The following is a 24,193-nucleotide window of genomic DNA, read 5'->3' as shown; positions in this document are numbered from 1 at the left end:
GCAATCCGCCGCTCCCGATCCGGAGCGGGGGCGGTCCTTGCTCGCCCGGAAATGGGCTTACCTGCTCAGCGGCGTCACGGTCGTGTCGCTGAGCCGGGAGGAACTCGACCAGGAGTTGCGCGGCCTGCTCGACACGCTGTGCGAATCGCTGTGCCGCGCTTCGGCGGACACGGTCCCGGCCGAGCGGATCGGCGCGCGGCTGGTCGCGCTGGGCTACGTCGGCGAGCCGGGGCTGCGGTGCACGCTCGACGTCCTCGGCAAGGGCCTGCCCGGGCTGCCCGAACTCCAGGCGGTGGAGCGCGCCACCGAGCGGATCGTGCCGGCGCTGGGCGCGCTGTCCTGCGGTTTCCTGCTCGCGCACGAGCGCAACGTCCTCGACCAGCAGGAGATCATGCACCTGTCGCTGCTCAAAGCGGTGCGGGACGCGCAGTGGAACCTCAAGCAGAGCGAAGCGCGCTTCGACGAGGTCGTGACGTCGTCGGCGAGCGGCATCGCGGTCGTCGCGCTGAACGGCCGGATCGTACGCGCCAACGCGGCGCTCGCCGAGATGCTCGGGCACCAGTCCGGCGAGCTGACCGGCTCGGTGCTGTACGACGTCGTCCACCCCGAGTCCGTCGACGTCCTCCGCGACGCGATGCTGGCGCTGCTGGACGGCGGCAAGGAGCGGATCCGGCAGACGCAGCGGCTGCTGCGCCGGGACGGCGACGTCGTGCGCATCTCGCTCACCGCGTCGCTGCTGCGCGACGCCGAAGACCAGCCCGCCCACTTCGTCGTCGTGATCGAGGACGGCACCGAGCTGATGCTGCTGCAGGGCGAGCTGAGCCGCCAGGCACTGCACGACGTCCTCACCGGGCTGCCGAACCGGCAGTACTTCGGCACCCACCTGGAGACGGCGTTGCGGCGCGCGGACCCGGCGTACGGCGTCACGCTGTTCCACGTCGACCTCGACGCGTTCGGCATGGTTTGCAACAGCCTCGGCCGCCGTGTCGGCGAGCAGCTGCTGGTGCACTTCGCGCAGCGGCTGAAGGCCGTGATGGCGCGCGAGAAGGCGATGATCGCGCGGTTCCACAGCGACGAGTTCGGCATCCTGGTCGAGAACACCGAGACGACCCCGGACATCGACACCATCGTGCGCGCGATCAACGACGAGCTCGCCGAGCCGTTCTTCGTCGACGGGCACGGGCTGGCGCTGTCGGCCAGCGCCGGCGTGGTGCACCGGCCGGCGAAGGGCATCGACCCGGTCGAGCTGCTGCGCCGGGCGGACCAGACGCTGCGGCGCGCGAAGGCCCGGCGGCGCGGCCAGTGGAAGATGTTCGACCGGGACGCCGACGCCCACGACCGGCAGACGCAGGCGCGGGCCGTCGGCATGGCCGGCGCCTGGGAACACGGCGAGATCGGCGTGCGGTACCGGCCGGTGGCGCGGCTGGCGGACGGCGGGGTCGCCGGCGTCGAAGCCCGCCTGCACTGGAACCGGCCGGGCGACACGGCGCTGTCGCACGAATGCTGCGTCGAGCTCGCCGAGTCGACCGGGCTGATCCTGCCGCTCGGGGACTGGCTGCTGCGCGCGGCGGGCCGGCAGGGCCAATGGTGGCGCCAGCGCGCGGGCTTCGGCCTGCCGATGGTCGCCGGCCTGACCGGGCACCAGGTGTCCGACGACGCGCTCGGGACGCGCGTGACGCGGCTGCTGGCCGACACCGGGCTGCCGCCGGAGCAGCTGATGGTCGGCGTCCCGGTCGGCGCGCTGACGGTGTCCGGGGTGATCGAGAACGTCACCGCGCTGGCCGACCTCGGCGTGCACGTCATGCTCGACGAGTTCGGGCTGGGGCCGGACGACCTGCGGGCGATCGAGGACCTGCCGGTGGACATCGTGCGCGTCGACCGGCGGCTCGCCGAGTGGCAGGCGTGGTCGGACTCGACGTTCCTCGGTGCGCTGGTGCCGCTGGTCCGGCAGGTCGGCGCGACGCTCGTGGTCGACGGGATCCACACCGAGGAGCAGGCGGACTGGTGGCGCACGGCCGGCGCGGAGCTGGCGACGGGCGACTACTTCGGCGTCGCCAGGCCGCCGGCCGAGCTGGCCGGGCAGTTCGCCGGCACCTGAGGTTGCCACCGGGTCAGCCCGACGGCGACGAGGACGACCGCCATGCCACCGACGACCCGCGGGGTCAGCGGCTCGCCGAGGAAGAGCGCGCCGAGCCCGACCGACACCACGGGCAGCAGATAGCCGACGGTCGCCGCGGCGGTCGGGCCCTCGTCCGCGATGAGCCGGTAGTTGAGGTAGAAGGTGATCCCGGTCCCGAAGACACCGAGGACGGTCACGGCGACGACGGCGGTGAGCGTCAGGTGCGGCGCTGCTTCCGCGACCGGCAACGCAAGCGCGGTCAACGCGGTGGCGGTGATCAGCTGCGCGGCCGAGAGCGCCAGCGGTGCGCCGTCCGGCGGCAGTTTCCTTGCCATGTAAGCGAAAGCGATGGCGTAGCTGAGGCCGGCGCCGAGCAGGGCCAGCGCACCCGCGCTCAGCAGGCCGGTTTGCTGCCACGGCGCGAAGATCACGACGATGCCGGCGAAGCCGAGAACGAGCCCGAGCAGCCGCACGGGCGTCAGCCGTCGTTCCGTGCCGAGGGTGACGCCGATCAGCAGCGACCACAACGGAGTCGTGGCGTTCATGACGCCGGCGACACCGGAGTCGACCGTGCGCTCACCGATGCCGAAGAGCGCGAAGGGTAGAGCGTTGCAGAAGAACGCGGCGACGACGAGGCGGCCCCAGGTGGCGCGGCCGCGCGGGAGCCGTTGGCGCGCCGCGAAAGCCAGTCCCAGCAAGGTGAGTGCGCCGAGGGCGCAGCGGATGAGCGTCAGGTGGACCGGGCTCAGGCCGGTCAGGGCCAGCTTGATCCAGAGAAAACCGGAGCCCCACAGCAGGGCCAGGACCGCGATCCGCACGACGTTTCCGCTCACGGGATCCACGGTGCCGCAGCGGTCCTATCAGAACAAGTGACGATAACTGGACGGATCGTTAAGCAGTCCTACATCGGGTGTTCCATCCAGACGTTCGGCTCGACATACGTCGCCGTGTCGTACTCCGTCGACGCGTGCACCGGTGCGATCGCGCCCGGGACGACGTTCTCGCCGTCTTGGAGCTTCACGCCCGTCCAGTCGTGCCAATCGGCCAGCGAACCCGCCAGGGTCACCGCGAACGGGCACACCTTCACAACCCGGGCGCCCAAGCGCTCGTGCGTGCGCAGCCAGCGGTCCGCGAGCAGGCCGTCGGGACGGCGGCGGGCCGCGTACTCCGGCATCGGGACCTTCGGCTCGGCCTCCTTGCCGATCGGGCGGACCGACACGATCAGCTTGCGCAGTCCCGTTTCCGCCGCCCGTGCCTTCAACGCCTTCAGCATCGGCGCCGCCAGTCCGGTGCCTCGGAGGTGCGGGGCGATCACGACTTCCAGTGCGCACAACGCGTTCGGTGCGCGGCCGTCCATGATGTCGTGAGCCGCCCACTCGATCGCCTGGTCCCAGCCGTGGTCCGGGAGCTCCGTGCGGTCCGGTGCGGGGTACGCCAGCGGGACCGCCAGCGCGCGGGCCACCGGGGTGCCGTCGTCGGCCAAGGCGATCAGGAAGTACCGGGCCCACAGGCGCCGGAACCGCTCGCCGGTGATCATGCGGCCGCTCGCGCCCTGGTAGATGAACGGGCCGCCGACGTCGCCGAGGCTCAGCGCGGGGTCGAGGAGGTCGGGGTGGGTGACAAGATCGACAACGCGCATCCGCCCAGTGAAGCGAAAAGCTCAACCGCCGGATAGCGGCATCCGGGCGACGTTCAGCGCAGCGCCTTCGTGCGGCGGGTGATCGCCGACGGGTCGAGGTTGGCGCGGGTGCCGGCGTCGTGGCCGTCGAGGTAGCCGCTGCCGGACAGCCGGCGGGGTGCGGCCGCGCGCAGATCGCCGTACTCGGAGTCGAACGCGTGCTGGACCATCTGCGCTCGGTCGCGGACCACCAGTTCCGCCGATCGCACGCCGGGTGCGGCCGTGCGGACCGCTTCCTGCTCGGCGTGCGTGAGCCGCTCGTGGACCGCGCGGGCGAAACCGTGCAGCCACGTGCGCCGGTACGCGGGCAGGGATTCGCCCGGGAACAACCCGCCCGGGCGGACGCGCGTCAGCTGCGTGCTCGCCTGCAGCAGCAGGCTGGTGAACAGCAGCTCCACCCGGCCGAGGTCGGACCGGTAGCCGAACACCGTGACGCTGTCGACCTTCTGGCCGTAGCGGTGCAGCAGCGTCCGGCAGCGCAGCGGGTACGCGACCGAGGTGAGCAGGCTCGCCTTGTCGCGGCTGTACGGGTCGTTCATCGGGATCTTCAGCGTGCCGATCTCGTCGGCGGCCGCGCCGGACGCGGCGAGCATCGCCTGGTCGATGCCGTACCGCGCGACGAGCTCGGCGGCCTTCTGGTTGTACGCCTCGGCTTCCGCCTCGGTGACCGCCGGGTCTTCGGCCTTCGCCAGCAGCTTGCGGATGCGCTCGAGCTGCGGGTCTGACTCGGTCATGCGAAGAGGGTATTCGACCACGTGTTCGGACGCGCGGACCGGGTCGGCGTGTCGGCCCGGACACTGGAGGCATGGTGACGATCGAACGCTTCGACCCGCTGTCGGCCGGCGAGGCCGGATTCGCCGCTTACCACGCCGTGCTCGCGGCGAGCCGGGAAACCGACCGGCCCGGCGAACCCGTGCTGCCGCTCGGCGAGCTGGCCGGACGGCTTACGAGGCCGCTGCCGGGGATGGGAGAGGCAGCACAGTGGGTGGCGTACCGCGGCAACGAGCTCGCCGCGTTCGCCGAGGTGCACTTCCCCGACGCCGAAAACGCCGGAATCGGGCTGGTCGACGTCGTCGTGCACCCGGCCGCGCGGCGCTCGGGGATCGGCACCGCGTTGCTGCACGCAGTGGTGCCGGAACTGCGAGCGCGGAACCGCCGGAGCGTCGAAGGGTGGCAGGTCGTCGCGGGATCCGCCGGGGAGCGGTGGGCCGAGGCGCTCGGCTTCCGGCCGGTGCGGACGATCGTGCGGCAGGTCCTGGTCGTCGCCGAAGCCGAGCGGTCGCGCTGGGAGGTGACCGTCCCGGTGGGCTACCGGGTGGTGCGGTGGACGGGTGCGGCCCCGGCCGATCTGCTCGATTCCTACGCCGGCGCACGGGCGGCGATCCACGACGCTCCGCTCGGGGACTCGGGCTACCGGTGGCCGGCGTGGACGGCGGAACGGGTGCGCGCGGCCGAAGCCGGAGCGCGGTCGCAGGGCCTCGAACAGCGGATCGTCGCCGCGGTGCACGAGGAGAGCGGGGAGGTGGCCGGGTTCACCGAAGTGTGCGTGCACCCGCGCCGGCCCGACTGGGGCTACCAGCGGGACACCGCGGTGGTCGCCGGGCACCGCGGGCACGGTCTGGGGCGCTGCGTCAAGGCGCACATGATCCGGTGGCTGCTCGCCGAGCGGCCCGGGCTCCGGCGGATCAGCACCACGACAGGGGCGGAGAACGCGCACATGATCCGGGTCAACCGCGAACTCGGCCTCAGCTCGCTGCCGGCCGTGATCGCCGTTCAGCAGGACCTCGACGCGCTCCTCAGCCCAGATACGCGTCGAGCGTGACGGCCAGCGCCGCTTCGGGTGACGGCGCGAAGCTCGCTCCCGCCAGGCCGCCCCACAGCCACAGCTGGGCGAGGCCGTGCAGCGCGGCCCACAGCGACGCGGCGACCAGCCGCAGGTCGGCGCCGGAGCGCGCGAGCGGCGTCGGCACCGCCGCCACCAGCACGGCGAAGGTGTCGAACACCGCGCTCGCCGCCGCCGAGAGCGCCGGGTCGTCCGCGTCGACCAGGTCGCGGCGGAACATCAGCTCGAACATCGCCGGGTTGGCCAGCGCGAAGTCGAGATAGCTGTGGCAGGCCGCGGTGAGCCGCTCCCGCGGTGAGGTTTCCGGCAGCGTCTTCCGGCGGGCGAGCAGGTCGGCGTACCCGCGGGTCGCGACGGCGGACAGCAGCTCGGCGCGGCCAGAGAAGTGCCGCAGGGGCGCGCCGTGCGAGACGCCGGCGGCCTTCGCGATCCCGCGCAGCGTCACCGCGCCGACGCCGTCTTCGGCGAGCAGCTCGGACGCGGTCTCGATCAGGCGTTGCCGGGTGCCCACGCCTCGTCCAAGGTCACCGGGAGCAGGTCGGGGCGCTTCGGCAGGAAGCCGTCGCCGGGCTGGCGGCCGATCAGCCGGTTGCGCGTGCGCGTTACGGCGACCGGCAGCACCTCCCGCAGCAGCCACTGCAGGTCGGCGCGCCGGCTGCCGGGGGCCGCGGCGCCGGGCAGCGGGGCGAGCCAGGCGGGGTCGTGGCCGAGGCCGAGCCGCGCGAGGACGTACGCGGCGAGCCTGCGGTGGCCGTGCTCGGACAGGTGAAGCCGGTCGGTGCCGAAGTACCGCGAATCGGTGACGGCCGGGTCCGGCCACAGGTCGATGAGCTGGGCCCCGTAGCTGACGGCCGCCTCGCGGATGGCTTCGTTGAGCGCGACGATCCGCGGCCGCATCCGGCTCCCCAGTGGCATCCGGCGGGAGACGTCGCTGAGGGTGAAGGTGACGACGACGGGCGAGATCTCGGTGCAGGCGCGGATGGCGGCGTCGACGCGGCGGGCGACCGTGCGCGCGTCCCAGCCCCGGCTCATGACGTCGTTGCCGCCGCCGAAGAGGGCGACGAGATCGGGTTCCAGGCGCGCGGCGGCCGGCACCTGCTCGGGCACGATCTGGTCGAGCCGCCGTCCCCGCACGGCGAGGTTGGCGTAGCGGAAGCCGGGCTCGTCCTCGGCCAGCCGCGCGGCGACGAAGTCGGCCCACCCGCGGTACTGGTCTGCCCCGGGGTACGGGTCGTCGAGGCCCTCGGCGCAGCTGTCGCCGAGGACGACGAAACGGTGGTAGCTCATTCCGGTCTCCGTAACCCGTGGTTCACCTTGTGGACACTGTCTATCAAACTTCTGTAGACGGTGTCTACTTCGGCCACCTGACATTCCCGCGGGCTGCTTCGTCGTACTCCTCGAACCGACCGAACAGGGGAGAACGACGATGAAGATCGGAATCGTGCTCGGCAGCACCCGTCCCGGCCGCGTGGGCGACCAGGTGGCGCGCTGGGTCCACGAACGGGCGGTGGACCGGATGGACGCCGAGTTCACGCTGATCGACCTGCGGGACCACCCGCTGCCGCACCTCGAGGAGCCGCCCGGGTTCTCCGGCAGCTACCGGGACGAGCGCACCCGGGACTGGGCCGCCACCGTGGCCGCGTGCGACGGGTTCGTGTTCGTCACGCCCGAGTACCACCACTCCCTGCCCGGGGTGCTCAAGAACGCCATGGACCACGTGCACGTCGAGTGGAACGGCAAGGCGGCCGGGTTCGTCTCCTACGGCGGTGCCGGCGGAGCCCGCTCGGTCGAGCAGCTGCGGCTGGTCTGCGGGGCCCTGCAGCTGGCCGACGTGGCGCCGCAGGTCACGCTGCCGCTGGCGACCGAATTCGAGAACCGGACCGTGTTCAAGCCGGGTGCGCACCAGCTCGCCGCGCTGGATCTGGTGCTCGACCACGTCGTCGCCTGGAGCACCGCGCTCTCGGCGTTGCGGTGCGGGGACGCCGAAGCCGGGGTGCGGGAGCGGCTCGACGCGATCGTCGCCGGGCTCCGGAACAAGGACCTCGAGGCGCTGCGGCACAGCTACGCCCCGGACGTCGTGTCCTTCGACGTCGAACCGCCGCTGCAGCACGTGGGCGTCGACGCGAAGCTGAAGAACTGGGCGAAGGTGTTCACCATCTTCGAGAAGGTGGACTACGAGTTGCGCGACCTGACCGTCGCCGTGAGCGGGAACCTCGCCGTCGGGCACGGCTTCGGCCGGGTCAGCGGCACCCTCAAGGACGGCACCGGGACCGACGGCATGTGGGTCCGGGCCACCTTCGTCCTCCGGCACACCGGCGACGGCTGGGTGATCGTCCACGACCAGGCGTCCGTGCCGTTCGACCTGGCCACCGGCCGGGGGATGACCGAACTGACGCCCTGAGGGCTCAGGCGAGCCGCGCGCGGTGGGCCGTCACGGCGGCCCGCCGTGGGTCGGCCGGCGGGAGCGTGCGCAGCAGGGCGTCGAGCACCGCGAAGTCGTCGACGCCGCAGGCCGTCTCCCAGAAGGACCACAGCACACCTGGGTCGCCGCTGTTCAGCGCCACCTGGCGCACCTGCGCGGTCAGCGCCTCCCGCTCCTCGCGGATCGCCGGCGCTTCGGACTCCGGCAGCAGCGGCCCGCGGAAGTCACGCAGGACGCCGGTCGGCGCGCCGGACCGCAGCGCCGCGCGGGCGCGGAGGAAGTCGGCGTCGACGTCGGCGGCCAGGCGGTACGGGCGCGTCTGCACCACCGACGCGCCCAGCTGCGAACGCAGCCGGTGGATCTCGGCCCGGACCGTCACCGGGTTGCCCGGTTCGCCGTAGAGCTGCAGCGCCAGCCGTTCCGCCGAGAGGCCGTTCGGGTGCAGGGCCAGCAGCGTCAGGATCTCCGCGTGCCGCAACGTCAACGGGACTTCGCGACCGTCCACAGTGGTCGAATGCGTGCCGTCGGCCAGGTACTCCAGGCGCAGCCGGGGCCGGTGAGCTCCCGCGGACGTCGTCAGCCGCAGGAGGTAGCCCTCGGCCAGCGGCTCGACCGTGGCGAGGCGGCCGTCGGGCAGGGCGACCGTCCCGCCGCCGCGTCGGATGTCCACTGTGGACGGCAGGGTGCACGCCTGGGCGGCGAGCACCCGCCCGGCCGCCGAAAGCAGCGCGCCCGGGCGGCCGCGCAGCGCCTCCAGGTGCGGCATGTTGACCCGGCGGAGCCGTTCGTCGCGGACCGCCAGCTGGGCGCGCAGCTGCCCTTCCGCGAGCTGCGCCGTCGCCGTGACCAGCGAAATCATTGCCGGGTGGACCGTGCGCAGCGGGCCGCTGACGTCGATCGACCCCAGCAGCACGCCGGTCTCGGGGTCGCGCACCGGCGCCGCCGCGCACGTCCAGGTGTGGTAGCGCCGGACCAGGTGCTCGGCCGAGTGGATCTGCACCGGCTCGCCGGTGGCCAGCGCCGTGCCCATGGCGTTGGTGCCGATCGCCGCCTCGCTCCAGCGGGTGCCTTCGGTGAGGCCGACGCGGTCGCCGCGCACCAGCTGGCCCGCCGCGCCCTCGCGCCAGAGGATCAGGCCGTCGGCGTCGGTCACGATCATCACGTGCTCGGCGTCGTCGGCGATGCTCACCAGCATCTGCCGCAGCACCGGCAGCACCGGCGCCAGGGGATGGGCCTCGCGGAGCGCGGCCAGCACGTCGGCGTCGTACACGAAGGGCGCCTCACCCTCGTCCGGGTCGACGTGCGCGGCGAGCGAACGGTCCCAGGACGCGGAGACCACGGAGCGTGGCGAACGCGGGCCGGGCACGCCGGCCAGCGTCGCTTCACGGACGTGCTCCAGCAGCCGCGCGTACGACTCGGGGTCGCGCAGCAGCTCCGGTTCGGGCGCCTCTGCCACGTCCACCAGCGTAGAGAGCCTGCTCACCGCGGTGCAACGTCGCTGCAACGTTGCCGGACCTACCTTCGCCGCACCCGATCACTCCGAGCAACGAGGCAGGCAGCGATGGTCCAGTACGCCGCACCGAACACCGAAGGCAGCGTCGTCAGTTTCGAATCGCGGTACGACCACTACATCGGCGGCGAGTACGTCCCGCCCGCGAGCGGCCAGTACTTCGAGAACCCGACCCCCGTCACCGGGAAGGTGTTCTGCGAGATCGCGCGGGGCAACGCCGACGACGTCGAGAAGGCGCTCGACGCCGCGCACGGCGCCGCGCCGGCGTGGGGCCGGACCTCGACCGAGGAACGCGCGAACGTCCTGCTGAAGATCGCCGACCGGATGGAGCGGAACCTCGAGGCGATCGCGGTCGCCGAGTCCTGGGAGAACGGCAAGCCGGTCCGCGAGACCCTGGCCGCGGACATCCCGCTGGCCATCGACCACTTCCGCTACTTCGCCGGTGCCCTGCGCGCGCAGGAGGGCGGCATCTCGCAGATCGACGAGCACACCGTCGCCTACCACTTCCACGAGCCGCTCGGCGTGGTCGGCCAGATCATCCCGTGGAACTTCCCGATCCTGATGGCGGTCTGGAAGCTCGCCCCGGCGCTGGCCGCGGGCAACGCCGTGGTGCTCAAACCGGCCGAGCAGACCCCGGCGTCGATCCACGTACTGATGTCGGTCATCGGCGACCTGCTCCCGCCCGGTGTGCTCAACATCGTCAACGGCTTCGGTGTCGAAGCCGGCAAGCCGCTGGCCTCGAGCAGCCGCGTCCGCAAGATCGCGTTCACCGGCGAAACCACCACCGGGCGGCTGATCCTCCAGTACGCCAGCGAAAACATCATCCCGGTCACCGTCGAGCTCGGCGGCAAGAGCCCGAACATCTTCTTCGACGACGTCGCCGCGCAGAACGACGCCTTCTACGACAAGGCGCAGGAGGGCTTCGCGCTCTTCGCGCTGAACCAGGGCGAGGTGTGCACTTGCCCGTCGCGGGCGCTGATCCAGTCGGGCATCTACGACAAGTTCCTCGGCGACGGCGTCGAGCGCGTCCGCAAGATCAAGCAGGGCCACCCGCTCGACACCGAGACGATGATCGGCGCGCAGGCGTCCAACGACCAGCTCGAGAAGATCCTGTCCTACATCGACATCGGCAAGCAGGAGGGCGCCGAGATCCTCACCGGCGGCGCGCGCAGCGACCTCGGCGGCGAGCTGTCCGGCGGCTACTACGTCGAGCCGACGGTGTTCGCCGGCGACAACAAGATGCGGATCTTCCAGGAGGAGATCTTCGGCCCGGTCGTGTCGGTGACGAAGTTCGACGACTACGCCGACGCACTCAAGATCGCCAACGACACGCTGTACGGCCTCGGCGCGGGGGTCTGGTCGCGCGACGGCAACGTCGCCTACCGCGCCGGCCGCGACATCCAGGCCGGCCGCGTCTGGGTGAACAACTACCACGCCTACCCGGCGCACGCGGCCTTCGGCGGCTACAAGGCCTCCGGCATCGGCCGCGAGACGCACAAGATGATGCTGGACCACTACCAGCAGACGAAGAACCTGCTCGTCTCCTACTCCGACCAGGCGCTCGGGTTCTTCTGATGACGCAGCGCGTGGACCTGACGCCGGCCGCCGCGGACCTGCTGCGGCGGCTGGTGTCCCGCCACGGGCCGGTGATGTTCCACCAGTCCGGTGGCTGCTGCGACGGCGGCCGAGGGCGTGCCGGACGTGCCGGTGTGGATGTCGAGGCCGCAGTTCGAGTACTGGAAGCACACGCACCTGACGATCGACGTGGTGCCCGGCCGCGGGAGCGGGTTCTCGCTGGAGGCCCCGGAAGGCGTGCGCTTCCTGATCCGCTCCCGGCTGCTCACCGACGAGGAGCCGGCGGCGCTGAACTGAAGTGCCGGACCGGACACCGGAGCCGAAGCCGGGAAACTATACGAACGGTCGTGCTACCTTCGGAGGCATGCACGTCGACAGCGTTTACGTGGGGGAACCGAGCGTCCTGGGGCACCGGCGGGACCAGCCGGTGCTCAGCGCCATCACCAAGGCGCGGGTCAGCGCGCCGGAGCTGAAGCTGACCGAGCTGAACCTCGACGGTGACCGGCAGGCCGACCTGACCGTGCACGGCGGGGTCGACAAAGCGGTTTACGTCTACCCCGCCGAGCACTACCCGGCTTGGCGCGAGGACGGCTTCGAGGCCGACGTGGCCGATTTCGGCGAGAACGTCTCGCTGAGCGGCGTTACCGAGGACGACGTCCGGATCGGGGACGTCTGGGCCTGGGGCGACGCGCTCGTGCAGGTCTCGCAGCCGCGGTCGCCGTGCTTCAAGCTGGCCATGAAGACCGGCCGCAAGGACGTCACCCCGCTGATGATCGGCTCCGGCCGCAGCGGCTGGTACCTGCGTGTGCTGCGGCCGGGCACGGTTCCGACGTCGGGGGCGGTCGAGCTCGTGGAGCGCGCGGACGGGCCGACGATCGCCGAGGTGTACGTCGTGTCCTTCGCGAACTACGGGCAGCTGCCGGAGAAGAAGGTCGAAGCGGCGCTGGACTTCGCCGACCGCGTCCTCTCGGCTCCGGCGCTCTCGGCGTCCTGGGGCGCGGGGGTGAGGTCCACTGTGGACCGCTGGCGGGCTCGGCGTGCCGGTTGACGGCCGGCTCGCCCGCGGTGCCGCGACCCGCCGCCTGGTGCTGCGCCGGGCGGTGGACGTCGCGTCGGTCGACGGCCTCGACGGGCTGTCCCTCGGCCGGCTGGCCACCGAGTTGGAGCTGAGCAAGAGCGGCGTGTTCGCGCTGTTCGGTTCGAAGGAGGAACTGCAGCTCGCGACGATCGAAGCCGCGCTGGAGATCTTCCGCTCGCACGTCGTGACGCCGTCGCTCGACGTGGCGCCGGGCCTGCCGAGGCTGCGCGCGATCTGCGAGAACTGGCTCGACTACTCGGAACGGCGGATCTTCCCGGGCGGGTGCTTCTTCTTCAACGTCGGCGCGGAGTTCGACGCGCGCCCGGGCCGCGTGCACGACGCGGTGGCGGTGGCGAGCGGCTCGTTCGCGGAGTTCATCCGCGAGTCGGCTCGCGAGGCGGTGGCGCTCGGGCACATCGAGGCGGATCCGGAAGTCTTGGCCTTCGAGCTGCACGCCCTGGGCCGCGCGGCCAACGCCGACGCGGTGCTGAACGGCGGAACCCAGGCGTACGCCCTGGCCAGACGAGCCATCGGCGCAAGACTGTCGTGAGTGGTAAGGCGCGTTCTAACGCGCCTTACCACTCACGACCGGGTTCACTTCCAGTCGACCTGCGGGGAGCGGTAGAAGTCGATGCCCTGCAGCACCCAGCGCGGCGCCTGCTTCGCCAGCCGGAGCCGGTAAGCGTCCCAGTTGTGGGTGCTCCGAGGGGACCAGCCGATCTCGGCGATGCCCGGCAGCCGCGGGAACGCCATGTACTCGATGTCGTTGCTGGTCCGGATCGTCTCCGTCCACAGCGGGGCCTCGACACCTGCGACCTGGCTCTCGCCGACGCCGTTCACCAGCGTCGCCGGATCCCAGTTGTAGCCGTCGCGGACCTCGACCAGCGCGGCCCAGTCCTGGCCCAGCGGCGTCGACTCGGTGTACTTCATGTCCAGGTACGCGTAGTTCGCCGGTGACATCAGGATCTTGCTGCCGTGCGCCGCAGCGGCCGCGACACTCGGGTTGTCGCCGCCGAAGTCCCAGTACTGCGGGACAGCCGACGCGGGCGGGTCCGACTTCGCGATCTCGTGCCAGCCGGTGACCTTCTTGCCGTACTTCGCGACGATCGGCTGCACCTTCTTCTCGAAGGCGATGTAGTCCGCGGGCGCGGTGGAGTGGGCCTCGTCGCCGCCGATGTGCAGGTACGGGCCGGGGGTGATGGCCGCCAGCTCGCGGACGACGTCCTCGACGAACTTGTACGTGATCGGCGAAGAGATGCACAGCGAGCTGTAGCCGACCTCGGTGTCCGTGCGCACCGGCACGGCCTTGCCGTCGCAGTTCAGCTCCGCGTACGTCGACTGGGCCGCGTTCGTGTGACCCGGCATGTCGATCTCCGGGATCACGGTGATGTGCCGCGAAGCCGCGTACGCGACGATGTCCTTGTACTGCGCCTGCGTGTAGTAGCCGCCCGGGTCGCCGTCGACGGCGGTCCTGCCGCCGACGATCGCCAGCTTCGGCCAGCTCTTGATCTCGATGCGCCAGCCCTGGTCGTCGGCCAGGTGCAGGTGCAGCGTGTTGACCTTGTACTGGGCGATCTGGTCGATGTACAGCTTGACCTGATCAGGGCCGAAGAAGTGCCGGGCGACGTCGAGCATCGCGCCGCGCTCGCCGAAGCGCGGGTAGTCGAGGATCGTGCCGCCGGCGACGGTCCACGTCCGGTGCTGCACCCGCTTCGCCTCGATCGCCGACGGCAGCAGCTGCCGCAGCGACTGCACGCCTTCGAAGAGCCCGTCGGCGGTGTTGGCCGTCAAGGTGACGCCGTCGCGCGCGACCTTCAGCTGGTAACCCTCGGTGCCGATCCGCGCGTCGTGGCCCAGCCGCAGGGCGATCGCGGGGAGCCCGGCGGCGCGCGGCACGACCGGCAGCGGGTAGCCGGTGGCCGGGCGGAGCAGGCCGCGCAGGTAGTCCGCGACCTGGCCGGCGCCGCGGTCGGCAGTGATCACGGTCGACGGCGACAGCCGGAAGCCGCCGTGCGGATCCGCCTTCGCCGAGACGGGCACCGGGACGACGTCGGTCACGCTCCGTTCGGGGGCGGCCGGCGCCGCCACCGCCGCGGCGGGTACGGCGACCGCCGCGAGACTCACGACAGCCGCGGTGAGGACGGCTCTGGACAAGTGCATCGGGGCACCTCCGGTCGGGGACTCCCTCCAAAGGTACAGACCAGCCGGAGCATTTGGAACAGTCCTTAACGAAGGGCCTGCCGGATCGCTTCCAGCACACTCGGGTCCTCGATCGTGGAGGGCACGGCCTCCTCGCGGCCGTCGGCGATCGCGCGCATCGTCTTGCGGAGGATCTTGCCGGACCGCGTCTTCGGCAGCGCGTCCACAATGGACACATCGCGGAAGGCTGCGACCGGCCCGATGTCCCGGCGGACCAGCGCCACGAGCTCCTCGCGCAGCTGCTCCGGCGGGGTGTCCGCGCCCGCCTTCAGGACGACGAACCCGCGCGGCAGCTGGCCCTTGAGCTGGTCGGCCACGCCGATCACGGCGCACTCGGCGACCGCCGGGTGCGAGGCCAGCACGGCCTCCATCGACCCGGTGGACAGCCGGTGCCCGGCGACGTTGATGACGTCGTCGGTCCGGCCCATGACGAACAGGTAGCCGTCCTCGTCGAAGTAGCCGGAGTCGCCGGTCAGGTAGAAGCCGTCGTAGCGCGAGAGGTAGGCCTCGCGGTACCGCTCGTCGGCGCCCCACAGCGTCGGCAGGGAGCCCGGCGGCAGCGGCAGCTTGACCGTGATGGCGCCTTCGCGCCCGGCCGGCAGTTCCTCGCCCGCCTGGTCGAGGATCCGGACGTCCCAGCCCGGGACCGGCTTGGTCGCGGACCCGGCCTTGACGTCCATCGGTTCCAGGCCGCGCGGGTTGGCGGCGATCGGCCAGCCCGTTTCGGTCTGCCACCAGTGGTCGACCACCGGGACGCCGAGCTTCTCGTGCGCCCAGTGGTAGGTCTCCGGGTCGAGCCGCTCGCCCGCCATGAACAGCGTCCGGAACGCCCCGAGGTCGTGCTTCGCCAGCTCGCGGGCGTCCGGATCGACCTTCTTGACGGCCCGCAGCGCGGTCGGCGCGGTGAACAGCGCCTGGACGCCGTGCTCGGCGATGACCCGCCAGAACGCGCCCGCGTCGGGCGTGCCGACGGGCTTGCCCTCGTACATCACCGTCGTGGCGCCGACCAGCAGGGGCGCGTACACGATGTAGGAGTGCCCGACGACCCAGCCGACGTCGGACGCCGTCCACCAGACGTCGCCGGCGTGGACGTCGTAGACCGCGTCCATCGAGTAGGCGAGTGCGACGGCGTGGCCGCCGGTGTCGCGCACGACGCCCTTCGGCTTCCCGGTCGTCCCGGACGTGTAGAGGATGTAGAGCGGATCGGTGGCCGCGACCGGCACCGGGTCGGCCGGATCGGCGTTCACCGCCAGTTCGCGCCAGTCGAGCTCGCGGCCGGTCAGCACGGCCGGCGCCTGCTCGCGTTGCAGCACGACGACGTGCTCTGGCTGGTGCTCGGTCATCCGGAGCGCGGCCTGGATGATCGGCTGGTACTCGACCACCCGCGTCGGCTCGATGCCGCAGGACGCCGCCAGGATGACCTTCGGCTTCGCATCCTCGATCCGGGCGGCCAGCTCCTTCGGCGCGAACCCGCCGAAGACGACCGAGTGCACCGCGCCGATCCGCGCGCAGGCCAGCATGGCGATCGCGGCCTCCGGCACCATCGGCAGGTAGACGATCACCCGGTCACCCTTCGTGACCCCCAGTGAGCACAGCGCGCCGGCGAAGCGCGCGACGGTGTCCCGCAGCTCTTCGTAGGTGTAGGTGCGTTGCCGTCCGGTCACGGGAGAGTCCCAGATCAGCGCGGCCTGGCCGCCCCGGCCGGCCTCGACGTGCCGGTCGAGCGCGTTGTACGAGGTGTTCAGCTCGGCGTCCGGGAACCACCGGTAGAAGGGCGGGTTCGCGTCGTCCAGCGCCCGTTCCGGCGCCTTCGTCCAGGTGATCGACTCGGCCGCGGCCAGCCAGAACGCTTCCGGCTCGGCCAGGCTGCGCCGGTAGGCTTCCGAGTACGCGCCCATTCCCGCTCCTTCGCGTCGGACCTTCCGCCGATGCCCATCATGGCGCGGGCGCGGCGGTCGCGCCGGATTCCCCGGCGGAAAGACCCGGCAACCTCACGGAGGCCGGGAGCGTCCTAAGCTGGACCGCGGGAATTCACCGCGTGACGGTGCGAAGTGAACACGGACAGTGAGGGGAGCCCGGCGGTGAACGGACTCGCGAGCGCGTTGCTCTCGCTAGCCCATTCCTTGTTCGGCCCGGGTTTCTGCCCCGGCGACTGGGTCTGGGCCACGAGTGCGGCCGGCGCGCTCGTCGCGCTGCTCCCGCCGATCGGCGCGCTGGCGGTGTCGATCATCCGCAAGGGCACCGGCAACCGCTACGACGCCACGACGTTGTCGGTGTTCGGCGCCATCGGCCTGTTCACCACGCTGGTCATGCCGTGGCTGCTGGCCATCGGGGTGTCGGGCGTCTTCCGGGCCGAGTGGGCCGATCAGAAGTCGGGCCTGCCGAGGGGTGCCGCGGCGACGCTGACCAGCGGCTCGTGCTGGGTCACCACGCAGAAGGAATACCTCGGCGGCGGCCAGACGGTGTACGACGTCCTCGTGTCGCAGAGCGGCAAGGACATGCCGTTCTTCGTCTACCTGCTGGCGTTCATCGTCCTGCCGGCCGGTTCGCTGCTGTTCGTGATGCTGCAGGGCCGCACGGCCTTCCGCCGCGGCCCGAAGTGGCCGTCGCGGTTCTTCTGGGTCCCGTTCGCCGCGATGCTCGTGTTCAGCGTCGGCATGGAAGCGAACACCGCCCTGCACTTCTGGCTCGGTTTCCTGCCGTTCAGCGTGCTGGGCTTGATCCCGGTCGCGATGGTCGGCCCGCCGCCGTGGTCGGTGATCAACCGGCCGGACGCGCCGCCGCGCCGCGAGCCCGAGCCGTACCGGCCGCCGCCGTCGCAGGTCCAGCCGCGCCCGACGCCGCCGCCCCCGCCGCCGCCCCCGATCAACAAGCCGTACCCGAAGACGGCGCTGGCCTCCGCGCCCGAGCCGCCGTCGCCGCCGCTCGGCGCGCTCGCCGCGGCACCGGGCCCGATCCCGCCGCCGCCCGGCTCGCGCAACGCCGGCGGCAGCCGCTACCGCCGCGTCAAGCAGCTCGGCGCGGGCGGGTTCGGCACGGTCTGGCAGGCCGTCGACACCCAGCTGAACCGCACGGTGGCGCTGAAGATCGCGCACGCGCCGGACCGCGACACGGCCGAGCGCATGCAGCGCGAGGCCCGCGCGCTCGCCGTGGTCAGCCACCCGAACTGCGTCAAGGTGTACGACCTGGCCGAGGAGCCGGACGGCCTCGCGCTGGTGATGGAGTACCTCGAAGGCCGTCCGCTGGCCGAGCTGGTCGACGGCCAGGGCCCCCTCGACGACGTCGCGGCGGGCCGCCTGTGGGCGACGATGGCGGGCGCACTGGCGGCGGCGCACGAGAAGGGCGTCCTGCACCGCGACATCAAGCCGTCGAACATCGTCCTCGACCCGAGCGGCCTGGCCCACCTGATCGACTTCGGCATCGCCCGCAGCCAGGGCGACTCGAAGATGACGGCCACCGGCATGATGATCGGCACGCCCGACTTCGTCGCCCCGGAGCAGGCGATGGGCGCGACGGCGTCCCCGGCATCGGACGCGTGGCAGCTGGCCGCGACGATCAGCTACGCGCTGTCGGGCCAGCCCCCGCGAGGAACCCGCGAGACGCCGATGGCGGCGTTGATGGCGGCGGCCCGCGCGGAGCCGGTGTCCCGGCTGCCGCAGCGCAGTGCCCACGCACGGCTGCTGGCGGCGTCCCTGGACCCGGAGCCGCGCCGCCGCCCGACGCTGAACGCGGTGCGGCGCGAGGTCGAGGGCTGGCTTTCGCGGGCGGGCAAGTCCCCGGACGGCCCGGTGACCAGGGTGGTGCCCCGCCAGCCCGGCAGCCAGCTGCCCCGCCGCTAACCGGGCTTGACGGCCGAGAAGGTCACCAGCTCCTTCGGCCGGACCTGGACGTCGACCTGCTCGAAACCCGCCTTCTCCAGGCGGGCCGGCAGGGTGGCCGCGTCGAGGACGTTCATCGTGTCGCCGATGTGCTTGAGGCGGAAGCGGAAGTTGAGCTGGGCGTCGAAGCCGCAGTAGGTGCCGCCCGGGCGCAGGACGCGGGCGGCCTCCGCGAAGATCGCGTCCTGCAGCCGGGCCGTCGGTACGTGGTGCAGCATCGTGAAACAGGTGACGGCGGAAAACCGGCCGTCCTCGAACGGCATCTCCGCGCCGCTGCCCTCGACGACGTCGGCTCGGTCGCCGAACTTCGCCCGCAGCAGCTCGGTCGACGCCGGGTCGATCTCCAGGACCGTCAGCCTGGGCACCACGTCGAGCAGCACCTTCGTCGTGGCGCCGAAGCCGGGCCCGATCTCGAGCACGTCGTCGCCCAGGCCGAACCGGGCCAGCCAGGGCGTCAGCCGTGCTTCGATCTTGTCCGCCCACTTCGCGGAGCTGCAGATCCTGCGGTGGATCAGGTTCATCGGCATGGCGTCGACGTTAGGGAGCCGTCGCCGTGTCCGGTAGCCGATATGCTGCCAACCGATGTCGCGAACCAGTCAATCCGGGGCCATGCTGCTCGGCGCGTTCGACGTGCCCGCCGGCACCTGGTTCCCGTGGCACGAACACCCCGCCCACCAGCTGGTCTGGTCGGCCCGCGGGGTCGTGGCGGTCAAGGCGGGGGACGCGGGCTGGGTGCTGCCGCCGACGCGCGCGCTCTGGGTGCCGGCCGGCGTCCGCCACCGCACCGGCGCGCTCGGGCGGGCGCAGCTGCGCGGCATCTACGCCGATCCCGCGCAGTCGCCGGTGTCCTGGCCGGAGCCGCGGATGGTCGCCGTCCGGCCGCTGCTGCGTGAGCTGCTGGAGTACCTGACCGCCGACGGCGTCGCGCCGCCCGCCCGGCTGCGTGCCGAAGCCGTCGCCTTCGACCTGCTCGAACCCCTGGACGTGGTGCCGATCGTGGTGCCGTCGCCGTCGGACCCGCGCGCCCTCGACGTGGCGGCGGCCGTGCTCGCGAACCCGGCGGACCCGCGGACCCTCGCCGAGTTCGGCCGTGACGTCGGCGCCGCGGAACGCACGCTGGCGCGGATCTTCGTCCGCGAGTGCCGGATGCCGTTCGGGACGTGGCGCACGCAGGTGCGGCTGCGCGCGGCGCTGCCGCTGCTGGCCGAGAGCACGCCGCTGGAGACGGTGGCCTACCGCGTCGGGTACAGCTCGGCCAGCGCGTTCGTCGCCGCGTTCCGGCGGGCCGTCGGGGTCACGCCGGGGGCCTACTTCGCCGGGTAACTAGCGCCAGGACGGCAGCCAGCGCTCGGCCTCCCACTGGCCGTTCGTGATCGCGATGCCGTTCAGGATCGGCCACAGCCAGGCGAAGTTCGCCACCACCAGCCCCACGTACAGCGAAACGACGAGCAGACCGGTGCCGCGTCTTTCGAACCCGCGCCGCGCGCTGCCGAGGATCTGGCCGAGGCACAGCGTCAGCCCGAGCACCAGGAACGCCGCCAGTGGCGTCGCGTAGAAGAAGTACATCTGGCGGTCGATGTTGGTGAACCAGAAGACGTACCCGCCGAGGTAGCCGACCAGCACGGCCGCGTAACGCCAGTCCGCGCGGAAGATCGAGCGCCACGCCGCCCAGCCGAGCATCGGGATCGCCAGCCACCACATCGCCGGCGTGCCGATCAGCATCGTCGCGCTGATGCAGCGGGCCTCGCCGCAGCCGGTGACGTCGCCGTTGTAGCTGTACAGCATCGGGCGCAGCCCCATCGGCCACGTCCACGGCTTCGACTCCCACGGGTGCGGGTTGTCCTTCGGCGTGACCAGCGTTTCGTGGAAGTGCAGGACGTTGCCCGTGTAGTCGCCGAGCGAGCGCAGCGCCGGCGGCACCCACGACCAGAAGCCCGGCGCGATGTCCTTGATCTCGGTGTAGTGCCGGTCGGTGGCGGTTTCGCTGGCGAACCAGGCCCAGTACGCGGCGAAGTACATCAGGAACGGGATGAGCAGGATCGCCCACAGCGCGGGCAGCACGTCGCGGCGGATCGTGCCCAGCCAGGGCCGTTCGACGCCGGCCGCGCGCCGCGCCGCGACGTCGAAACCGACGGTGAGCAGCCCGAACGCGACGATGTAGTACAGCGCCGACCACTTGACGCCGAAGGTGAGCCCGATCATCAGCCCGGTCGCGAACCGCCACCAGCGGAAGCCGAGCTTGGGACCCCACACCGACTCGTTGACCCAGCCCTCGCGGACCGCCGTCGCGAGCCGCTCGCGCACCTGGTCGCGGTCGACGAGCAGGCAGGCGAACGCGGCGAGCACGAACAGCGCGATGAAGATGTCGAGCATGCCCATCCGGGACTGCAGGTGCAGCACGCCGTCGCTGATCACCAGGATGCCGGCGATGGCGCCGAGCAGCGTCGAGCGGGTGAGCCGCCGGGCGATCCGGACGGTCAGCAGCACGATCAGCGTGCCGGCCAGCGCGGGCATGATCCGCCAGCCCCAGCCGTTGTAGCCGAACAGCCATTCGCCGATCGCGATCAGCTGCTTCGCCAGCGGCGGGTGGACGACCAGTTCGTAGCCGTAGTTGTCCTCGTAGCCGCCGTTGCGCAGCACCTGCCAGGCCTGCGGCACGTAGTGCTTCTCGTCGAAGACGGGGCTGCCCTTGTCGGTCGGCACGCCCAGGCTCTGCAGCCGGACGATGCCGCCGATCACGGTCAGCACGAGGGTGACGACCCAGCCGCGCAGCCGGTCGGCCGGCATGCCTCGGCCGAGCAGGGTCAGTTCGCGGTCGGTGGGCGGCCGGAGCGCCTCGACCGGGTCCGGCCGGACGCTTTCGTCGTCGGGACGGGTCAGCACGGCGGTCACGGGGAGATCCTACGGGCGGGACAGGGCGTCCGTCGTCCGGATCCGCTGATCAGCCTAGGCTGACGGGGTGACTTCGGGCCGCCTGATCCTCGCCGCCACCCCGCTCGGCGACGTCCGCGACGCTTCCCCGCGCCTGGCAACGGCCCTGGCGGAGGCGGACGTGATCGCGGCCGAGGACACCCGGCGGCTGCGTTCGCTGACGTCGGCGCTGGAGGTGACCCCGCGCGGCCGGGTGGTCAGCTTCTACGAGGACGTCGAGACGGCACGCCTGCCGAAGCTGCTCGAAGCGATGCACGCGGGCGAGACGGTGGTCCTGGTGACGGACGCCGGCATGCCGAGCGTGTCCGACCCGGGCTTCCGCCTGGTGGCGGCGTGCGTGGCCGCGGATCTCCCGGTGACGTGCCTGCCGGGCCCGTCGGCGGTGACGACGGCGCTCGCGTTGTCCGGGTTGCCGTGCGACCGGTTCTGTTTCGAGGGGTTCGCGCCTCGCAAGCCGGGCGAGCGGACGAAGTGGCTGAGGGCGTTGCGCGACGAGCCCCGGACGGCGGTGTTCTTCGAGTCCCCGCACCGGTTGGGGTCGCTGCTGGCGGACGCGGCGTCGGTTTTGGGCGGTTCGCGGCAGGCCGCGGTGTGCCGCGAGCTGACGAAGACGTACGAACAGGTGAAGCGGGGTTCGCTCGCGGAACTGGCCGAGTGGGCCGCGGACGGGGTTCGCGGCGAGATCACGGTGGTGCTGTCGGGCGCCGAGCCGAGGGCGGTGTCCGTGGCGGACCTGGTGGACGAGGTGTCGGCCCGGGTGGCGTCGGGAGAGCGGCTGAAGTCGGCGGCGGCGGAGGTCGCCGAGGCGGCGGGGGTGTCCAAGAAGGAGCTTTACGACGCCGTGCTGGCGGCGCGGGTCAAGTGAGCGGGCCGGAAGGCGGGATCGACGTCTTCCCCGACCCTGTCCTGCGTGCGCTGCAACGCGCCGGGTGGCGCCCGGACCGGCGCGTCGACACCTCCGCGTGGGAGGCCGAGCTGGCGGCGGAGGGCTACCGCCTGCGCCCGGCCGCGGCGGTGGCGCTGCGCTCCTTCGGCGGCCTGACCTTGCCGCTGCTGAACCGGTCCGGACCGAACTTCGCCAACGACGAGCCGTTGACCGTGGATCCGATCGCAGCCGGTGCCGGCCACCACGAGCTCGCCCGGGAACTCGCCTCGGAGCTCGGGGGCAACTGGTACCCGCTCGGGGAATGGCTCAGCTCGTCCAGCGTCTTCGTCGAGGACTCCGGCCGGGTGGTGGCGACGGGCCTCGGCTGGCTGTGGGAGCTCGGCGAATCGGTGTCGGCGGCCGTCGTGTTCGCCATGACCGCCCACCGGCCGTTGACGTGCTTGCGTGTCCTGGCTCCCGGCGCGTCGCCTTGGCCGCCGATCGGAACTACGTGAGCAGCGCCGTCACCGCGGCATGCGCCTTCGCCGCGTCCGGAGCGTCGCCGGTGATCACGTCCGTGTAGACGAACGACTCGCCGATCCGGACCAGCAGGTAGGCCAGGTCCGGCACCGGCAGCGGCGGGACCAGCCGGCCCGCCGAGACCTCCCCGGCCAGCAGCGTGACCAGCTTCTCCGTGGTCCGCTGCTGGCACACGCTCGCCTTCGTCGTCAGCAGCCGCAGGGCGCGCTCCGGCTCGCGGCGCAGGAAGTCGCGGAACGGGGGTGAGTCGTTCGCCAGGCGGACGTACCCGCTCACGAAGTCCGCCACCCCGGCCGCGCCGCGGCCGACGCAGGCCGGCCAGAGCCGGGCGATCGAGGCCGAGGACAGGGACCACAGGATCTCGCCCAGCAGCCGGTCGCGGCTGCCGATGCGGCGGTGCAGCGTCGCCCGGCTGATCGACAGCTCCTGCGCCAGCTCGCCCATGTCCAGCCGGCGGCCGGACAGGAACCACTCGCGGGCCACCTCGAACTCCTGAGACATATGCCAGAATGTCTCACAACCACGACGGAGAGGGAACGCGACATGCGCGCAGTGCAGGTGACCGAGTTCGGCGGACCCGAGGTGCTCACGCCGGTCGAGCTGCCCGACCCGGTGGCCGGGCCCGGCGAGGTCCTCATCGACGTCGACCGCGTCGGCGTCAACTACGCCGACACCCACCAGGCCGAGAACAGCTACCTCGCGCCGAGTCAGTTGCCGCTCGTACCCGGCGGTGAGGTCGTGGGGCGCACCCAGGACGGCAAGCGGGTCGTCGCGCTGCTCAACGGCGGTGGCGGGTACGCCGAGAAGGCCGTCGCGCCGGCCGCCACCACCTTCCCGCTGCCCGACGGCATCGACGACCTGACCGCGCTGTCCATGCTGGTCCAGGGCACGACCGCCTGGGTGCTCCTGCGGAAGAACGCGCACCTGGCCGAAGGCGATTCGGTCGTCGTGCACGCCGCCGCCGGCGGGGTCGGGACCGTCGCCGTGCAGCTGGCCAAGACGTGGGGCGCCGGCCGCGTCATCGCCACCGCGAGCAGCGAGGAGAAGCGCGCCCTCGCTCTCGAACTCGGCGCCGACATCGCGATCGATTCGCGTGCCGACGACATGACGGCCGCGCTGATCGAGGCGAACAACGGCCGCCGCATCGACGTCGTCCTCGACATGGTCGGCGGGACGACGACCGACGGGAGCATCGCCGCGCTCGCGCCGTTCGGGCGCCTGGCGTTCTACGGCATGGCGGGCCGCGAGAACCCGAAGCCGGTGGAGCTGCGCAACATCCTCGGCCACAGCACGACGATCAGCGGCATGTGGCTGCCGCACGTGTTCCGCCTGCCCGGCAACGTCTTCGGCACGGCGCTGACGGAGCTGTTCGACCTGGTCCAGGCGCGCCGCCTCAAGGCGATCCCGGGCGGCGAGTACGCCCTCTCGGACGCCCGGCGCGCGCACGAGGCCCTGCGTTCCCGCAAGACCGTCGGCAAGCTCCTGCTCGACCCCGGCAAGTAGCGGTCGTGAGTGGTTATGTGGGGTGCCACCCCCCCATGCCCGAACCCACGGC

The 24,193-nt window shown here is 72.0% G+C and carries 22 protein-coding genes and 1 pseudogene; 12 read left to right on the top strand and 11 right to left on the bottom strand.

The window, feature by feature from the left end:
* Nucleotides 1-37: 37 nt before the first annotated feature.
* Nucleotides 38-2,098 carry an EAL domain-containing protein gene (locus tag AB0M93_RS35900; RefSeq protein ID WP_364282275.1) on the top strand — a complete coding sequence of 687 codons (2,061 nt, stop codon included), beginning with the start codon at nucleotides 38-40 and terminating at the stop codon, nucleotides 2,096-2,098.
* Here AB0M93_RS35900 and AB0M93_RS35895 read toward each other — a convergent pair.
* The 3 genes from AB0M93_RS35895 to AB0M93_RS35885 form a co-directional block, all read right to left on the bottom strand.
* Nucleotides 2,041-2,952, bottom strand: a complete 912-nt coding sequence (locus tag AB0M93_RS35895) for a DMT family transporter (protein WP_364282272.1) — start codon at nucleotides 2,950-2,952, stop codon at nucleotides 2,041-2,043. The two genes, AB0M93_RS35900 and AB0M93_RS35895, sit on opposite strands and share 58 nt — an antisense overlap.
* A gap of 68 nt (nucleotides 2,953-3,020) precedes the next feature.
* The gene (locus AB0M93_RS35890) at nucleotides 3,021-3,758 is read right to left on the bottom strand and encodes a Long-chain-fatty-acid--CoA ligase (RefSeq protein ID WP_364282270.1); all 738 of its coding nucleotides are present in this window, start codon (nucleotides 3,756-3,758) and stop codon (nucleotides 3,021-3,023) included.
* A 53-nt stretch (nucleotides 3,759-3,811) separates the two neighbouring features.
* Nucleotides 3,812-4,531: a DUF2786 domain-containing protein gene (locus AB0M93_RS35885; protein ID WP_364282267.1), complete on the bottom strand. Its 720-nt coding sequence runs from the start codon at nucleotides 4,529-4,531 to the stop codon at nucleotides 3,812-3,814.
* A 71-nt stretch (nucleotides 4,532-4,602) separates the two neighbouring features.
* Here AB0M93_RS35885 and AB0M93_RS35880 point away from each other — a divergent pair, with 71 nt between their 5' ends.
* Entirely contained in the window at nucleotides 4,603-5,619 is a 1,017-nt protein-coding gene (locus AB0M93_RS35880) for a GNAT family N-acetyltransferase (RefSeq protein WP_364282264.1), read from the top strand.
* Here the strand turns inward: AB0M93_RS35880 and AB0M93_RS35875 are convergent.
* Both AB0M93_RS35875 and AB0M93_RS35870 read right to left on the bottom strand, forming a co-directional pair.
* Nucleotides 5,594-6,151 (bottom strand): TetR/AcrR family transcriptional regulator, encoded by a 558-nt coding sequence (locus AB0M93_RS35875; RefSeq protein WP_364282261.1) that lies wholly within the window; start codon nucleotides 6,149-6,151, stop codon nucleotides 5,594-5,596. The genes AB0M93_RS35880 and AB0M93_RS35875 overlap by 26 nt on opposite strands.
* Nucleotides 6,130-6,927, bottom strand: coding sequence for an SGNH/GDSL hydrolase family protein (locus AB0M93_RS35870; RefSeq protein ID WP_364282259.1), 798 nt, complete (start codon nucleotides 6,925-6,927; stop codon nucleotides 6,130-6,132). The genes AB0M93_RS35875 and AB0M93_RS35870 overlap by 22 nt, the downstream gene beginning before the upstream one ends.
* Nucleotides 6,928-7,066: 139 nt before the next feature.
* Between AB0M93_RS35870 and AB0M93_RS35865 the strand changes: the two genes are divergently transcribed.
* Nucleotides 7,067-8,041 carry an NAD(P)H-dependent oxidoreductase gene (locus tag AB0M93_RS35865; protein WP_364282257.1) on the top strand — a complete coding sequence of 325 codons (975 nt, stop codon included), beginning with the start codon at nucleotides 7,067-7,069 and terminating at the stop codon, nucleotides 8,039-8,041.
* 4 nt (nucleotides 8,042-8,045) lie between these two features.
* On the opposite strand, the gene AB0M93_RS35860 is transcribed toward AB0M93_RS35865, so the two are convergent.
* A complete protein-coding gene (locus AB0M93_RS35860; RefSeq protein ID WP_364282530.1) occupies nucleotides 8,046-9,524 on the bottom strand; it encodes a GAF domain-containing protein in 1,479 nt (492 codons plus the stop codon).
* A gap of 99 nt (nucleotides 9,525-9,623) precedes the next feature.
* Between AB0M93_RS35860 and adh the strand changes: the two genes are divergently transcribed.
* From adh to AB0M93_RS35840, 4 genes and pseudogenes are all read left to right on the top strand, one after another.
* Nucleotides 9,624-11,147 carry an aldehyde dehydrogenase gene (gene adh / locus AB0M93_RS35855; RefSeq protein ID WP_364282254.1) on the top strand — a complete coding sequence of 508 codons (1,524 nt, stop codon included), beginning with the start codon at nucleotides 9,624-9,626 and terminating at the stop codon, nucleotides 11,145-11,147.
* Nucleotides 11,147-11,444, top strand: a pseudogene (locus tag AB0M93_RS35850) (DUF779 domain-containing protein). Before adh ends, AB0M93_RS35850 begins: the two are co-directional and overlap by 1 nt.
* A gap of 67 nt (nucleotides 11,445-11,511) precedes the next feature.
* Nucleotides 11,512-12,195, top strand: a complete 684-nt coding sequence (locus AB0M93_RS35845) for an MOSC domain-containing protein (protein WP_364282251.1) — start codon at nucleotides 11,512-11,514, stop codon at nucleotides 12,193-12,195.
* On the top strand, nucleotides 12,185-12,775 hold the full coding sequence (locus AB0M93_RS35840; protein ID WP_364282248.1) for a TetR/AcrR family transcriptional regulator: 591 nt from the start codon (nucleotides 12,185-12,187) through the stop codon (nucleotides 12,773-12,775). The genes AB0M93_RS35845 and AB0M93_RS35840 overlap by 11 nt, the downstream gene beginning before the upstream one ends.
* A 44-nt stretch (nucleotides 12,776-12,819) precedes the next feature.
* Here AB0M93_RS35840 and AB0M93_RS35835 read toward each other — a convergent pair whose 3' ends face one another.
* Nucleotides 12,820-14,385, bottom strand: a complete 1,566-nt coding sequence (locus AB0M93_RS35835) for a beta-N-acetylhexosaminidase (protein ID WP_364282246.1) — start codon at nucleotides 14,383-14,385, stop codon at nucleotides 12,820-12,822.
* A 65-nt stretch (nucleotides 14,386-14,450) separates the two neighbouring features.
* Nucleotides 14,451-16,322 carry a propionyl-CoA synthetase gene (locus tag AB0M93_RS35830; protein WP_364282243.1) on the bottom strand — a complete coding sequence of 624 codons (1,872 nt, stop codon included), beginning with the start codon at nucleotides 16,320-16,322 and terminating at the stop codon, nucleotides 14,451-14,453.
* A 183-nt stretch (nucleotides 16,323-16,505) separates the two neighbouring features.
* On the opposite strand from AB0M93_RS35830, the gene AB0M93_RS35825 reads away from it, so the two are divergent.
* Entirely contained in the window at nucleotides 16,506-18,263 is a 1,758-nt protein-coding gene (locus AB0M93_RS35825; protein ID WP_364282239.1) for a serine/threonine-protein kinase, read from the top strand.
* Here AB0M93_RS35825 and AB0M93_RS35820 read toward each other — a convergent pair.
* Nucleotides 18,260-18,829 carry a class I SAM-dependent methyltransferase gene (locus AB0M93_RS35820; RefSeq protein WP_364282236.1) on the bottom strand — a complete coding sequence of 190 codons (570 nt, stop codon included), beginning with the start codon at nucleotides 18,827-18,829 and terminating at the stop codon, nucleotides 18,260-18,262. The genes AB0M93_RS35825 and AB0M93_RS35820 overlap by 4 nt on opposite strands.
* Before the next feature lie 82 nt (nucleotides 18,830-18,911).
* On the opposite strand from AB0M93_RS35820, the gene AB0M93_RS35815 reads away from it, so the two are divergent.
* Entirely contained in the window at nucleotides 18,912-19,625 is a 714-nt protein-coding gene (locus AB0M93_RS35815; RefSeq protein WP_364282528.1) for a helix-turn-helix transcriptional regulator, read from the top strand.
* Here the strand turns inward: AB0M93_RS35815 and AB0M93_RS35810 are convergent, their stop codons facing one another.
* Nucleotides 19,626-21,194 carry a phospholipid carrier-dependent glycosyltransferase gene (locus AB0M93_RS35810; RefSeq protein ID WP_364282233.1) on the bottom strand — a complete coding sequence of 523 codons (1,569 nt, stop codon included), beginning with the start codon at nucleotides 21,192-21,194 and terminating at the stop codon, nucleotides 19,626-19,628.
* A gap of 67 nt (nucleotides 21,195-21,261) precedes the next feature.
* Here AB0M93_RS35810 and rsmI point away from each other — a divergent pair, with 67 nt between their 5' ends.
* Entirely contained in the window at nucleotides 21,262-22,098 is an 837-nt protein-coding gene (rsmI, locus tag AB0M93_RS35805; RefSeq protein WP_364282231.1) for a 16S rRNA (cytidine(1402)-2'-O)-methyltransferase, read from the top strand.
* Complete coding sequence (locus AB0M93_RS35800) at nucleotides 22,095-22,613, top strand: SUKH-3 domain-containing protein (protein ID WP_364282228.1); 519 nt, start codon at nucleotides 22,095-22,097, stop codon at nucleotides 22,611-22,613. The genes rsmI and AB0M93_RS35800 overlap by 4 nt, the downstream gene beginning before the upstream one ends.
* Here AB0M93_RS35800 and AB0M93_RS35795 read toward each other — a convergent pair.
* A complete protein-coding gene (locus tag AB0M93_RS35795; RefSeq protein WP_364282225.1) occupies nucleotides 22,606-23,139 on the bottom strand; it encodes a QsdR family transcriptional regulator in 534 nt (177 codons plus the stop codon). The two genes, AB0M93_RS35800 and AB0M93_RS35795, sit on opposite strands and share 8 nt — an antisense overlap.
* Nucleotides 23,140-23,181: 42 nt before the next feature.
* Here AB0M93_RS35795 and AB0M93_RS35790 point away from each other — a divergent pair, with 42 nt between their 5' ends.
* Entirely contained in the window at nucleotides 23,182-24,141 is a 960-nt protein-coding gene (locus AB0M93_RS35790; protein WP_364282222.1) for a zinc-binding dehydrogenase, read from the top strand.
* Nucleotides 24,142-24,193 lie beyond the last annotated feature (52 nt).

The organism is Amycolatopsis sp. NPDC051102, assembly GCF_040682815.1.
Lineage (GTDB): Bacteria > Actinomycetota > Actinomycetes > Mycobacteriales > Pseudonocardiaceae > Amycolatopsis.
This window is presented reverse-complemented; position numbering and strand designations above follow the sequence as displayed.

Coding starts and splice junctions, on each gene's coding strand:
- AB0M93_RS35890 (WP_364282270.1), bottom strand. CDS start 3,758: ATGCGCGTTGTCGATCTTGTCACCCACCCCGACCTCCTCGACCCCGCG.
- AB0M93_RS35885 (WP_364282267.1), bottom strand. CDS start 4,531: ATGACCGAGTCAGACCCGCAGCTCGAGCGCATCCGCAAGCTGCTGGCG.
- AB0M93_RS35880 (WP_364282264.1), top strand. CDS start 4,603: ATGGTGACGATCGAACGCTTCGACCCGCTGTCGGCCGGCGAGGCCGGA.
- AB0M93_RS35870 (WP_364282259.1), bottom strand. CDS start 6,927: ATGAGCTACCACCGTTTCGTCGTCCTCGGCGACAGCTGCGCCGAGGGC.
- AB0M93_RS35865 (WP_364282257.1), top strand. CDS start 7,067: ATGAAGATCGGAATCGTGCTCGGCAGCACCCGTCCCGGCCGCGTGGGC.
- adh (WP_364282254.1), top strand. CDS start 9,624: ATGGTCCAGTACGCCGCACCGAACACCGAAGGCAGCGTCGTCAGTTTC.
- AB0M93_RS35845 (WP_364282251.1), top strand. CDS start 11,512: ATGCACGTCGACAGCGTTTACGTGGGGGAACCGAGCGTCCTGGGGCAC.
- AB0M93_RS35835 (WP_364282246.1), bottom strand. CDS start 14,385: ATGCACTTGTCCAGAGCCGTCCTCACCGCGGCTGTCGTGAGTCTCGCG.
- AB0M93_RS35830 (WP_364282243.1), bottom strand. CDS start 16,322: ATGGGCGCGTACTCGGAAGCCTACCGGCGCAGCCTGGCCGAGCCGGAA.
- AB0M93_RS35820 (WP_364282236.1), bottom strand. CDS start 18,829: ATGCCGATGAACCTGATCCACCGCAGGATCTGCAGCTCCGCGAAGTGG.
- AB0M93_RS35815 (WP_364282528.1), top strand. CDS start 18,912: ATGCTGCTCGGCGCGTTCGACGTGCCCGCCGGCACCTGGTTCCCGTGG.
- AB0M93_RS35795 (WP_364282225.1), bottom strand. CDS start 23,139: ATGTCTCAGGAGTTCGAGGTGGCCCGCGAGTGGTTCCTGTCCGGCCGC.
- AB0M93_RS35790 (WP_364282222.1), top strand. CDS start 23,182: ATGCGCGCAGTGCAGGTGACCGAGTTCGGCGGACCCGAGGTGCTCACG.